Below are 12,072 nucleotides of genomic sequence, written 5' to 3' on the forward strand. Positions count from 1 at the left end.
AATCACGAATCACGCGATCGGCTCGGCGGCAAGGGCCGGCTTGCTCCGTCGGGCATGGGCCGCGAGCAATGTCAGCGCCGCCGGCGTCATCCCCTCGATCCGGGCCGCCTGTGCCAGATCCGCAGGGCGCTCGGCGCCGAGCTTGAGCTTCAGCTCGTTGGACAGCCCTGAAATACCGTCGAAATCGAGGTGCTCCGGAACCTTGAGCGCCTGATCACGCTTGTAGGACTGGATTTCCGCGGCCTGCCGATCGAGATACACGGCATAAACCGCATCGGCCGTGACCCGCGAGACGACCGCAGGTGCGTAGGCGGCAAGCTCGGGCCAGATCGCGGCAAGTCGCTCATAGCCAATGTCGGGATAAGACAGCAGCTGGTAGGCGCTGCGGCGCAGGCCGTCGCGGTTGACGTGAACACCACCGGCCTCGGCCTGTTGCGGCGTCAGCGACAATTCGCGCAATCGGGCCTGCAGCTCTGCGATGGCGTCGGAGCGTGCCTGGAAATGGCGCTGACGGGTCGATCCGACCAGCCCAAGCCCTACGCCGAGCCCTGTTAGCCGCTCATCGGCGTTATCGACACGCAGCGAAAGCCGGAATTCGGCCCGCGACGTGAACATTCGATACGGCTCCGTAACGCCTTGCGTCACGAGGTCGTCGACGAGCACGCCGATATAGGACGCCGAGCGCTCCAGCACGACCGGCTCGGAGCCACCGGCGTGGCGCGCGGCATTCAGCCCGGCAAACAGCCCCTGCGCCCCGGCCTCCTCATAGCCAGTGGTGCCATTGATCTGCCCCGCCAGAAACAACCCGCGCACGGCCCGGGTCTCCAGTGTATTTTTGAGAGCGCGGGGATCGACGAAATCGTACTCGATCGCATAACCCGGCCGCAGCATCGTCGCGCGCTCCAGGCCCGGAATCGTCTTGAGCACGCCGAGCTGGACATCCTCCGGCAGCGAGGTCGAGATGCCGTTGGGATAGACCGTATCATCGTCGAGCCCCTCCGGCTCCAGGAAGACCTGATGCCCGTCGCGATCCCCGAAACGGCCGACCTTGTCCTCGATCGACGGGCAATAACGCGGCCCGCGACCCTCGATCTGGCCGGAGAACATCGGCGCGCGATGCAGGTTCGCCCGGATCAGGTCATGCGTCGCCAGCGTCGTGCGCGTGATCCCGCAGGAGATCTGCGGCGTCGTGATCGCCTCAGTCAGCGCCGAGAACGGCTCCGGCGGATCATCGCCCGCCTGCATCTCCAGCACCGCCCAGTCGATCGTGCGGCCATCCAGACGCGGTGGCGTGCCTGTCTTGAGTCGGCCCAGCGGAAAACCATGGCGCTCCAGCGTCGCAGACAGCCCCAGCGACGGCGCCTCGCCGACCCGGCCAGCCGGGATCTTCGCTTCGCCGATATGGATCAGGCCACGCAGAAAGGTTCCGGTGGTCAGCACGACCGTTCCGGTAGCGAATCGACGTCCATCCGCCAGCAGAACGGCTTTCACCCGCCCCGCGTCGATCTCGATGTCGAAGGCTTCGCCGGCGACGATATCGAGATTGGCCTGCTCGGCCAGCAAATCCTGCACAGCCTCTCGGTACAGCTTGCGGTCCGCCTGCGCCCTTGGCCCGCGCACGGCGGGGCCCTTGCGGCGATTGAGCATGCGGAACTGGATGCCGGCCCGGTCGGCGGCGCGCGCCATCAACCCGTCGAGCGCGTCGATCTCGCGGACGAGATGGCCCTTGCCGAGCCCGCCGATTGCGGGATTGCACGACATCACGCCAATGGTCTCGGGACGGTGTGTCAGCAAGGCCGTGCGCGCACCAAGCCTGGCGGACGCCGCCGCAGCCTCGACGCCGGCATGGCCGCCGCCGACGACGATCACGTCGTATCCTGCCTGATGATGTGACATGCGGTTTGGCTAGCGAAGCCCCGTGGCGGGGTCAACGATTTATGCGCGAAATCGGACGAACGCGTGATTTCGCGCCGTCCTTTCTCACTTTCCGATGCAAAATCCCGAGAATAATTGGTCGAGCACATCCTCGACGCCGATCCGGCCGACGAGACGTTCAAGCGCGACGACCGCGAGCCGGACGTCCTCGGCGATCAATTCGATCTGCCCGTGCGCGGCGGCCGATACGCGCTCCAGCGCAACGAGAGCGTCGGTGACGGCGACACGGTGCCGCTGCCGCGTCAACAAGGCCGGCTCCGCCTGGGAAAAGGCGCCAAGCCGCGCGACGATAGTCTCGAGCAGCCGGGCGAGCCCGTCCCCCGTCAATGCGGATACACCCATCTCATCAGGCAGCAGATCGCCCGGCAGATCGCATTTCGTCGCGATCGCGAGCACGGATTGGCCGGGATAGGATCGCTCCGGCTCCGAATCGATTGAGCGCAGGCCCAGCACGAGATCGGCGCGCGCCACCAGCCCGAGCGCCCGCCGGACGCCTTCGGCCTCGACGGGATCGCTACTCTCGCGCAATCCGGCGGTATCGATCAGAATCACCGGCAGGCCGGCAAGATCGAGCCGCACCTCGATCGCGTCGCGCGTCGTTCCAGCCACTGCAGAGACGATGGCGACCTCGCGCCGCGCCAGCGCATTGAGCAGGCTCGACTTGCCCGCATTGGGCGGACCAGCCAGCACGACCACGAAGCCTTCGCGGACGCGCTCGCCCGTCTCGAAGCTGCCCAGCGCCCGGCGAAGCTCATCGCCTATGCCCGCGACGATCGCCCCTGCCTGTTCGACGAGCGGGCCGGAGACATCGCCTTCGTCGGAAAAATCGATCTCGGCCGCCACCAGCGCCATGGCTTCGATGAGCGCCCGCCGCCAGCGCGCAGCCATTTCGCCGAGAGCGCCTTCCATCTGCCGAAGCGCCTGCTTGCGCTGCCATTCCGTTTCCGAATCGATCAGGTCGGCCAGACCTTCAACGGCAGCAAGGTCGAGCTTGCCGGCCTCGAAAGCGCGCCGCGTGAATTCGCCCGGCTCGGCAAACCTGACGCCCGGCATCGCCGTAAGAATGCCGAGCAGGCGGCTGAGCACGGCCCGCGAGCCGTGAACCTGAAGCTCCGCGACATCCTCGCCGGTGAAGCTCGCAGGCGCCGGAAAGAACAGGACGAGCCCGGTGTCGATGACATCGTCATCGTCGGCGCGGAGCCGCCGCAGCGCCGCCTGGCGCGGAGGCGGCACGCCCGCCGTCATCGTTTCGAGCACGAATCGAACGCGCGGGCCGGATATCCTGATGACCGCGACACCGGAACGTCCGCTGCCGGACGATAGCGCGACAATTGTCGGATTGCTCGACGTCACGGTCATCGCTGCCAATATCCTGGCCATACCAAGCCAGCACTACCGCGGTGGGAGGATCGATTCCGGTATGGCTGACGCAAGAACCCGGGAATTCCCGGTCATACCGAGGCGGACTTCCCACCATGGACCCCGACGGAGCCTAAAACACCAGCCGGGCTTTGCCCATAACGGATCCGAATCGATCGACGCGGAGCTCGCCTTGGCCAACCGAAAACCGACCTCAGGTGTTCATCGAGTCGAAGAAGTCCGAGTTCTGTTTGGTCTGGCGCAGCTTGTCCATCAGGAACTCGATCGCGTCCTGAGGGCCCATCGGGTTCAGGATGCGGCGCAGCACATAGGTCTTGGCCAGCACGTCCTTGGGCGTGATGAGCTCTTCCTTGCGGGTGCCCGATTTGAGGATGTCGATCGCCGGGAAGATGCGCTTGTCGGAAACCTTGCGGTCGAGAATGATTTCCGAATTGCCGGTACCCTTGAACTCCTCGAAGATCACCTCATCCATGCGCGAGCCGGTATCGATCAGCGCGGTCGCGACGATGGTGAGCGAGCCGCCCTCCTCGATATTTCGGGCGGCGCCGAAGAAGCGCTTGGGCCGCTGCAGGGCGTTGGCGTCGACACCGCCGGTCAGCACCTTGCCCGAGGATGGCACGACAGTGTTGTAGGCGCGGCCCAGACGCGTGATCGAATCGAGCAGGATCACCACGTCGCGGCCATGCTCGACCAGACGCTTGGCCTTCTCGATCACCATCTCCGCGACCTGGACGTGGCGTGTCGCCGGTTCGTCGAAGGTCGAGGACACGACCTCGCCCTTCACCGAGCGCTGCATGTCCGTGACCTCTTCGGGCCGCTCGTCGATGAGCAGCACGATCAGGTAGCATTCGGGGTGATTGGTGGTGATCGACTGCGCGATGTTCTGCAGCAGCACGGTCTTGCCGGTGCGCGGCGGCGCGACGATCAGGGCGCGCTGGCCCTTGCCGATCGGCGAGACGATGTCGATGACGCGAGCCGAGAAGTCCTTCTTGGTCGGATCGGTGACTTCGAGACGCAGGCGCTCGTCGGGATAGAGCGGCGTCAGGTTGTCGAAATTGATCTTGTGCTTGATCTTCTCGGGATCTTCGAAATTGATCGTGCTGACCTTGAGCAGCGCGAAATAGCGCTCGCCGTCCTTGGGTCCGCGAATCGGCCCCTCGACGGTATCGCCGGTGCGCAGACCGAACTTCCGGATCTGCGTCGGCGAGACGTAGATGTCGTCGGGGCCGGGCAGATAATTCGAATCGGGCGAGCGCAGGAAGCCGAAGCCGTCGGGCAGGACTTCGACGACGCCCTCTCCGAGGATCTCGGTATCCTTGGCGGCGAGCTGCTTGAGAATGGCGAACATCAGCTCCTGCTTGCGCAGCGTACTGGCGTTCTCGACTTCGAGACCCTCGGAAAAGGCGAGGAGTTCGGTCGGGGATTTGACCTTGAGGTCTTGGAGTTTGATTTCCCGCATGGGGCACCTGGATCGTAAAGGCCCCTGCTCGAGTGTGGCAGGGATCAGGACATGGTCGGAAGATACGTCAGGTCCAGGACGGACCCGCGTGACTGTCGCGTGGCGATGGGCGTCTGCAGCGGCAGTCGGCCCACGAATCAACGACGACAGGGAAGGACACCACAGAGGCGCCACGATCTGATAGCTGGAATCGCCGTGCTGCTCAAGCTGGAATCGCAAACCGCCTTCAGAAGGGTTTGACGACCACCAGAATGACGATCAGCGCCATCAGCACGGCAGGAACCTCATTGAGGATACGATAGAACCGCGGGCTCCGGTCGTTCCGGTCTTCAGCGAAGGCACGCACCCGGCCGGCGAGATAGCCGTGGATGCCTGACAGGATGAAGACCAGCAGCAGCTTGCCGTGCAGCCAGCCGCCCTTGAAGCCGAATGCGCTCCAGGCGAGGTAGAGCCCCAGCGCCCAGGTCACCAGCATCGCGGGCGTCATGATGCCCCGAAGCAGCCGCCGTTCCATGATTTTGAAGGTCCCGGACTGGGCTGAGCCGACCGGCGCCTCGGCGTGATAGACCATCAGCCGGGGCAGATAGAGCATCGCCGCCATCCAGGCGATGACCGCCATGACATGGAAGGCCTTGATCCACTCATACATGCGCTCTGGTCTTTCAGGTTCGGACGGCGGCGAGAAGCCGCTCGACATGGGCGATCGGCGTGTCCGGCAGGATGCCGTGGCCGAGGTTGAAGATGAAGGGCCGCGCACCAAACGCAGCCCTGATCGCCGCTACCTCGGCTTCGAGCTCCGGCCCGCCGGCGCGCAGCGTCAGCGGGTCGAGATGCCCCTGCACCGGCACCAGCGACTGGATTTCCAAGCGTGCAAAATCGCGGTCGATCTCGGTTTCGAGCCCGGCCGCATCGACGCCCGTCGCCTTGACATAGGCCGGAATCAGCCGGCCTGCGCCTCTGGGAAAACCGATAACCCGTGCATCGGGATGCCGGGCGCGTACATTGGCGACGATCGTCTTCGTCGGCGCGATGCACCAGCGTTCAAAGTCCTCAGGCCCCAGCGAACCCGCCCAACTGTCGAAGATCTGCACCACATCGACGCCCGCCTCGATCTGCTTGCACAGATAGTCGGACGACGCGCTGACGATCCGGTCGATCAGCTTCTGGAACAGCGCCGGGTCACGCGAGAACAGGGCCTTCGCCGGCCCCTGATCGGGCGTGCCCCGTCCAGCGACCATATAGGTCGCCACCGTCCAGGGAGCCCCGCAGAAGCCGATGAACGCCGTCTCGCGCGGCAGTGCCGCCTTGACCCTGGACACGGTCTCGTAGACCGGCCCCAGCACGGCAGGGTCGGTTTCCTCCAGCAGGTCCCGGAAACGGGCTTCGTCTGGAACCGGCTCCAGCCGTGGGCCTTCACCCTCGACGAACCAGAGCTTCTGGCCGAGCGCGTGCGGGATCACCAGGATGTCCGAGAACAGAATGGCGGCGTCGAAGCCGAAGCGCCTGATCGGCTGAAGTGTGACTTCGGCGGCAAGAGCGGGATTGTAACAGAGATCGAGGAAGCTGCCTGCTTTGGCTCGGAGCTCCCGGTACTCGGGGAGATAGCGCCCTGCCTGCCGCATCATCCAGATCGGAGGAACGGGAAGCGTTTCGCCGCCAAGCGCACGCAAGAATATCTGTTTTTMACGCGTCGCCATGCTTACTCCGGCCTCCTGTCGCTGAAATCCATCCCGATCTCTCTTAATATGATTATAGAGAGAATCTTCTTTTTTGACTCTTGGAGAGGGGCAAATAGCCCGGCGCAAACCCGTCCACAACCTGTCCACAGGGGCTGCGCCGGCGAACGCGCGCCAGACGCGGGTCAATCGGGATCGTTAAGGCTTTCTTAACCAATTCGAATCCGCGGTAGGCCGACGGACCCAAAAATGATTCACGTGAAACACTGCCCACCGTCTCGCCGCCCCTCGCCTGTTGATCGAATCCCGGGGTTATACAGAGCCCGGCGCCGGCCTTGCCAAGCCGCTTCGTTTGTCCACACCAACCCCCAGCTCCGGCAAAATCCCCAATCGGGCCCGCAGCGCTGATCCGCTCGATTTGCATTGCCTGCCCGGCGCGCTAGAGGTGGCCTGTCCGCCAACCCGGGAGCCGCCGTGGCCCGCAATTATTTCCACCTGCATCTTGTCTCCGACGCCACCGGCGAGACCCTGATCGCAGTCAGCCGCGCCGCCGCGGCCCAGTACGAGACCGTCTCCGCGATCGAGCATGTCTATCCGCTGGTGCGCTCGGAGGCGCAGCTTGCCCGCGTTCTCGCCGAGATCGAGGCCTCGCCCGGTGTCGTACTCTATACGCTGGTCGAGCCTGAATGGTCGGCGCGGCTGGAAAATTTCTGCCGCGAGCTCGGTTGCCCGTGTCTCTCGGTGCTGCAGCCCGTGCTTTCGCTGTTCCAGTCCTATCTCGGGCAGGCTTCGGCGCCGAAGCCTGGCGCCCAGCACGTCCTGAATGCCGAGTATTTCCGTCGCATCGATGCGATGAACTACACGCTCCTGCATGATGACGGACAACTCGGCGGCGACCTCGAAAGCGCCGATATCATCCTGGTCGGCATCAGCCGGACCTCGAAGACGCCGACCTCGATCTATCTCGCCAATCGCGGCATCAAGACCGCCAACGTTCCCCTCGTCCCGAATGTCGCGCTGCCGCCCGAGCTGGAGCGGCTGAAAAAGCCGCTGATCGTCGGCCTCGTCGCCAGCGCCGATCGCATCGTCCAGATCAGGCAGAACCGGTTGCTCTCGCTCAAGGCCGATGACGAGACGCCCTATGTCGATCCAGCCGCCGTCGCCGACGAGGTGGTGCAATCGCGGCGTCTCTGTGCCCGCAAGGGCTGGCCCGTCATCGACGTCACCCGCCGCTCGATCGAGGAGACGGCGGCCGCGATCCTCGATCTGCTGCGCGACCACCGCATGAAGTTCATCGCGACATGACCGGCGCGGCCACGCTGTGGCTGTCCGACGCGCCGTTGCTGCTGGCCTCGGGAAGCGCGACGAGGCGCGACATGCTGCTGGCGGTGGGCATTCCCGTCGAGGTGCTGAAGGCCGATATCGATGAACGCGCGGTCGAAAGCCCGCTCCAGCGGGACGGGGTGTCTTCAGACGCGATCGCTGCCGCGCTCGCTTGCGCCAAGGCGCTCGCCGTCTCCGCCACAAAGTCGGGTCGCGTCGTGCTGGGGGCCGATCAGACGCTCGCCTGCGATGGCCGGAGCTTTCACAAGCCGGAAGATGCCGCCGCCGCGCGGGACCAGATCGCGGCGCTGTCTGGCCGCAGTCACGTCCTGCATTCGGCCTTCGTGCTGGCTCGCGACGGCGTCGTGCTTGCGGAAGGCGTCCAGACGGCGCGCCTGACCATGCGCAGCCTGAGCGCCGGCTTCATCGCCGATTACGTGGCGCTTGCAGGTGACGCTGCACTGGCGAGCGTCGGCGGCTACCAGATCGAGGGTCTCGGCGCGCAGCTCTTCGAGGCGGTCGAGGGCGATCATTTCACCATCCTCGGCCTGCCGCTGCTTGCCGTTCTCGTGGCATTGCGCGATCAGGGCCTGCTTGCTGAGTAATCGACCAAGGCCTGCTCCATGTCTTCCCGCTGTTTCGTCATCGGTCACCCGATCGCCCATTCCCGCTCGCCGCTGATCCACGGGACCTGGCTGGCGCAGCACGGCCTTGCCGGCTCCTATGAGCGCATCGACGTCGCGCCCGCCGATCTGCCGGAATTCGTTGCGCGTATCCGGGCCGGGGAATTCACCGGGGGCAATGTCACGGTGCCGCTCAAGCAAGCTGCGTTGCCACTGCTCGACCATGTCAGCGACGTCGCCAGCGCCATGGGCGCGGTCAATACGCTCTGGGTCGAGGACGGCCGCCTGATCGGCGACAACACCGACGCCGCCGGCTTCATCAGCCATCTCGATACGACCGTTCCCGAGTGGCAGGCTCGCGTCGGCACGGCGCTGCTGCTGGGCTCCGGCGGCGCCGCGCGCGCCATCGCCTACGGCCTGAAGGCTCGCGGCGTCGCCCGGATCATCCTGGCCAATCGCAGCCTGGAGCGGGCGCACGAGCTGGCGCAGGCGCTCGGCGCGCCGCTGGAAGCGACGGAGTGGTCGCTCCGGCACGAACTGGTCGGCAGCGCCGATCTGATCGTCAACACGACCTCGCTGGGTATGAAGGGCCAGCCAGCGCTGGATCTCGATCTCGCTGCCTTGCGGCCCGGTACGATCGTCGACGACATCGTCTATCTGCCGCTGCGGACCGCCCTTCTGGACGAAGCGCAAAGGCGCGGCGGAGTCGTCGTCGACGGGCTCGGAATGCTGCTGCATCAGGCCGTGCCCGGTTTTGCGCGCTGGTTCGGGGTCGTACCGAGCGTCACGCCAGCGCTGCGGGCGCGGCTCGAAGCGGATATCGTAGGGGCCTGATTCGGGTTGGAGCGAGCGGGGAAAGCAAGGCTGGCATGACCTTCATCCTCGGATTGACCGGCTCGATCGGCATGGGCAAGTCGACCACCTCGGGTTTTTTTCGCGCTGCTGGCGTGCCCGTCCACGATGCCGACGCTGCCGTTCATGCGCTCTATCGCGGCCGCGCGGTCGCGGCGATCGAACAGGTTTTCCCCGGTGTCGTCGCCGATGGCGCGGTCGATCGCGCCAGGCTGTCAGCCGCCGTGCTTGGCAAGCCAGAAGCACTGAAGCGCCTCGAGGCCGTTATCCATCCGCTGGTGCGCCAGGACGAGCAGGCGTTCCTGCATCGGTGCCGGAAAGCCGGTCACGGTCTTGCGGTGCTCGATGTGCCGCTGCTGCTGGAGACTGGCGGACAGGAGCGCTGCGACGCCGTGCTCGTGGTCACGGCAGCAGCCGATGTGCAGCGCGACCGGGTGCTCGCCCGGCAGGAGATGACGGCGGAGAAATTTGCCGCGATCCTCGCCCGCCAGATGCCCGATGCGCAGAAGCGCAACCATGCCCATTTCCTTGTGGACACCGGCAGGGGGCTGCTGGCAGCGCAGCGCCAGGTCGGTTCTATCCTGAGCGTGCTCGCCGGCCGGCCCGGCCGGTTGCGCCCMGAGGGTGCCGACCATGCGTGAGATCGTCCTCGATACCGAAACCACCGGCGTCGAAGCCAATGCAGGCGACCGTGTCGTCGAGATCGGCTGCGTCGAGCTGGTCAATCATTGCCCGAGCGGGCGCAGCTTCCATTGCTACATCAATCCGCAGCGGCCGATGTCTGACGGGGCCTTCAGGGTCCACGGTCTGTCCGATGCGTTCCTTGCCGACAAGCCGGTCTTCGCCTCGGTGGCTGATGCGTTCGAGGAATTCATCGGCGATGCAAGGCTGGTGATCCACAACGCCGCCTTCGACATCGGCTTCCTCAACATGGAGTTGAAGCGCCTCGAACGCGGGCCGATCGAGCAGCACCGCGTCGTCGACACGCTTGCCATGGCGCGCCGAAAGCATCCCGGCGCGTCCAACAGCCTTGACGCGCTCTGCTCGCGCTATGGCATCGACAATGGCCGCCGCACCAAGCACGGAGCGCTCCTCGACGCCGAGATCCTGGCCGAGGTCTATATCGAGCTGATCGGCGGCAAGCAGACCTCGCTCGGCCTTGGCGCCGCCACCGTCGGTGGCGGGCCCGGCGGCCTTGCGGGTGCGGCCGTCGAGCGCCCCAGGCGACAGCGGCCGCTGGCGTCCCGCCTCGACGCCGGTACGGTCGCCGCCCATGAGAGCTTCGTGCGCTCGCTCGGCAAGACGCCGCTCTGGGCCGGCTATCTCGGCTTGAGCGACGAGGCCTGATCAGCTCTTCTTGCGCCGCGTCAGCATGTTCAGCCCCTCGATCGCGGCCGAGAACGCCATCGCGGCGTAGATGTAGCCCTTGGGCACATGCGCGCCGAAGCCTTCGCCGATCAGCGTACCGCCGATCATCAGCAGGAAGCCGAGCGCCAGCATCACGATCGTCGGGTTGCGTTCGATGAAATTCGCCAGCGGGTCGGCCGCCAGCAGCATCACCAGCACGGCGACGATCACGGCGATCACCATCACCGGGATATGGTCGGTCATGCCCACGGCGGTGATGATCGAATCGATCGAGAAGACCAGATCGAGGATCAGGATCTGGACGATGACGCCGCCGAAGGTGACGGCGGCCGCCTTGCCGCCGTCGAAGAAGTCGGGGCCATGGTCGACATCGACCTTGTGATGGATTTCCTTCGTCGCCTTCCAGACCAGGAACAGGCCGCCGGCGATCAGGATGATATCGCGCCAGGAGAACGCCTTGCCGAGGATCGAGAAGACCGGCGTGGTGAGCTGGACGATGATGGCGACCGTCGAGAGCAGGCCGAGCCGCAGGATGAGCGCGAGCCCGATGCCGATCTTTCGGCCGCGCGCGCGCTGCTCTTCGGGCAGCTTGTTGGTCAGGATCGAGATGAAGATCAGGTTGTCGATGCCGAGAACGACTTCCATGGCGATCAATGCCCCGAGTGCGGCCCACACGGTGGGGTCGGCGGCAAGCGTCATCAGATAGTCCATCCCGGCTCCTTCAAGCGGCGTGTTCGATGCCGTCGACTGTCTCGCGAGATGGAGGCTTGACGGGCGCGCCGCAAGGGCTGGCGCCTGTCCGACGCGAACGAAAAAGGGCCCTTGCGGGCCCTTTCGTCGGATTTCATTTGGACGGGTCGAGCTCAGGCGTTGGGCGCGCCCTGCTGGCCCTGAAGCTCGTTCATGCGCTGCTGATAGAGCTGCGCGAAGTCGATCGGCGGCACGTAGAAGGGCGGGAAGCCGCCATTCTGCACGGCTTCGGCGACGATCTGGCGTGCGAACGGGAACAGCAGCCGGGCGCAATCGATCACCAGCACGGGGTGGACGTGCTCCTGCGGGATGTTGATCAGCCGGAACACGCCGCCATAGCTCAGATCGAAGGCAAACAGCGTCTCGCCGTCGAGCTCGGCCTTGCCCTCGAGCTGGAGCACGGTCTCGTAGTCGCTGTCGCCGAGCACCTGGCTGGAGACGTTGACCTGCAGCGACATCTGCGGGCCTTGCTGGCCCTGCTGGCTGAGCGCGCGCGGCGCCTTCGGGTTCTCGAACGAGAAATCCTTGATGTACTGGATCAGGGCGCTCATGCTCGGCGCCGCTTCGGCGGCTTGCGCGCCGTTGCCGTTGGGGATTTCGTTGGCCATCGGTCCCATCATCATCTGCGGGCTGAACTGGGGAAGTCCCGGGCCGGTTGAGGACATCGGGAACTTTCGCACCGTCTTTCCGGTGCAATGCGGGCGTC

The 12,072-nt window shown here is 65.5% G+C and carries 12 protein-coding genes; 5 read left to right on the forward strand and 7 right to left on the reverse strand.

Annotated features, from left to right (window positions below):
- Positions 1–9: 9 nt before the first annotated feature.
- The 5 genes from mnmG to hemE all read right to left on the reverse strand — a co-directional run bounded on the left by mnmG (position 10) and on the right by hemE (position 6,471).
- Complete coding sequence (gene mnmG / locus AC1DZY_RS12155; protein WP_476820368.1) at positions 10–1,896, reverse strand: tRNA uridine-5-carboxymethylaminomethyl(34) synthesis enzyme MnmG; 1,887 nt, start codon at positions 1,894–1,896, stop codon at positions 10–12.
- 84 nt (positions 1,897–1,980) lie between these two features.
- Positions 1,981–3,288, reverse strand: a complete 1,308-nt coding sequence (gene mnmE, locus AC1DZY_RS12160) for a tRNA uridine-5-carboxymethylaminomethyl(34) synthesis GTPase MnmE (RefSeq protein WP_476820526.1) — start codon at positions 3,286–3,288, stop codon at positions 1,981–1,983.
- Between the two features lie 220 nt (positions 3,289–3,508).
- Complete coding sequence (gene rho / locus AC1DZY_RS12165) at positions 3,509–4,774, reverse strand: transcription termination factor Rho (RefSeq protein WP_476820369.1); 1,266 nt, start codon at positions 4,772–4,774, stop codon at positions 3,509–3,511.
- A 226-nt stretch (positions 4,775–5,000) separates the two neighbouring features.
- Positions 5,001–5,471: a protoporphyrinogen oxidase HemJ gene (gene hemJ / locus AC1DZY_RS12170; RefSeq protein WP_476820370.1), complete on the reverse strand. Its 471-nt coding sequence runs from the start codon at positions 5,469–5,471 to the stop codon at positions 5,001–5,003.
- Positions 5,437–6,471, reverse strand: a complete 1,035-nt coding sequence (hemE, locus tag AC1DZY_RS12175) for a uroporphyrinogen decarboxylase (RefSeq protein ID WP_476820371.1) — start codon at positions 6,469–6,471, stop codon at positions 5,437–5,439. The genes hemJ and hemE overlap by 35 nt, the downstream gene beginning before the upstream one ends.
- A gap of 453 nt (positions 6,472–6,924) precedes the next feature.
- On the opposite strand from hemE, the gene AC1DZY_RS12180 reads away from it, so the two are divergent.
- From AC1DZY_RS12180 to dnaQ, 5 genes are read left to right on the forward strand one after another with little or no spacing between them, the layout of a single operon-like run.
- Complete coding sequence (locus AC1DZY_RS12180; RefSeq protein WP_476820372.1) at positions 6,925–7,755, forward strand: pyruvate, water dikinase regulatory protein; 831 nt, start codon at positions 6,925–6,927, stop codon at positions 7,753–7,755.
- Positions 7,752–8,378 (forward strand): Maf family protein, encoded by a 627-nt coding sequence (locus AC1DZY_RS12185; RefSeq protein WP_476820373.1) that lies wholly within the window; start codon positions 7,752–7,754, stop codon positions 8,376–8,378. Before AC1DZY_RS12180 ends, AC1DZY_RS12185 begins: the two co-directional genes overlap by 4 nt.
- An 18-nt stretch (positions 8,379–8,396) precedes the next feature.
- On the forward strand, positions 8,397–9,230 hold the full coding sequence (locus AC1DZY_RS12190) for a shikimate dehydrogenase (protein WP_476820374.1): 834 nt from the start codon (positions 8,397–8,399) through the stop codon (positions 9,228–9,230).
- 35 nt (positions 9,231–9,265) lie between these two features.
- Positions 9,266–9,889 carry a dephospho-CoA kinase gene (gene coaE, locus AC1DZY_RS12195; protein WP_476820375.1) on the forward strand — a complete coding sequence of 208 codons (624 nt, stop codon included), beginning with the start codon at positions 9,266–9,268 and terminating at the stop codon, positions 9,887–9,889.
- Positions 9,882–10,595 (forward strand): DNA polymerase III subunit epsilon, encoded by a 714-nt coding sequence (dnaQ, locus tag AC1DZY_RS12200; protein ID WP_476820376.1) that lies wholly within the window; start codon positions 9,882–9,884, stop codon positions 10,593–10,595. The genes coaE and dnaQ overlap by 8 nt, the downstream gene beginning before the upstream one ends.
- On the opposite strand, the gene AC1DZY_RS12205 is transcribed toward dnaQ, so the two are convergent.
- The gene (locus AC1DZY_RS12205) at positions 10,596–11,327 is read right to left on the reverse strand and encodes a TerC family protein (protein ID WP_476820377.1); all 732 of its coding nucleotides are present in this window, start codon (positions 11,325–11,327) and stop codon (positions 10,596–10,598) included.
- Positions 11,328–11,479: 152 nt separating this feature from the next.
- Positions 11,480–11,974: a protein-export chaperone SecB gene (gene secB / locus AC1DZY_RS12210; protein WP_476820378.1), complete on the reverse strand. Its 495-nt coding sequence runs from the start codon at positions 11,972–11,974 to the stop codon at positions 11,480–11,482.
- Positions 11,975–12,072: the final 98 nt, after the last annotated feature.

The organism is Allobosea sp. P2_A10 (assembly GCF_056405115.1).

Coding starts and splice junctions, on each gene's coding strand:
- AC1DZY_RS12185 (WP_476820373.1), top strand. CDS start 7,752: ATGACCGGCGCGGCCACGCTGTGGCTGTCCGACGCGCCGTTGCTGCTG.
- secB (WP_476820378.1), bottom strand. CDS start 11,974: ATGGCCAACGAAATCCCCAACGGCAACGGCGCGCAAGCCGCCGAAGCG.
- mnmG (WP_476820368.1), bottom strand. CDS start 1,896: ATGTCACATCATCAGGCAGGATACGACGTGATCGTCGTCGGCGGCGGC.
- hemJ (WP_476820370.1), bottom strand. CDS start 5,471: ATGTCGAGCGGCTTCTCGCCGCCGTCCGAACCTGAAAGACCAGAGCGC.
- AC1DZY_RS12205 (WP_476820377.1), bottom strand. CDS start 11,327: ATGGACTATCTGATGACGCTTGCCGCCGACCCCACCGTGTGGGCCGCA.
- dnaQ (WP_476820376.1), top strand. CDS start 9,882: ATGCGTGAGATCGTCCTCGATACCGAAACCACCGGCGTCGAAGCCAAT.
- rho (WP_476820369.1), bottom strand. CDS start 4,774: ATGCGGGAAATCAAACTCCAAGACCTCAAGGTCAAATCCCCGACCGAA.
- AC1DZY_RS12190 (WP_476820374.1), top strand. CDS start 8,397: ATGTCTTCCCGCTGTTTCGTCATCGGTCACCCGATCGCCCATTCCCGC.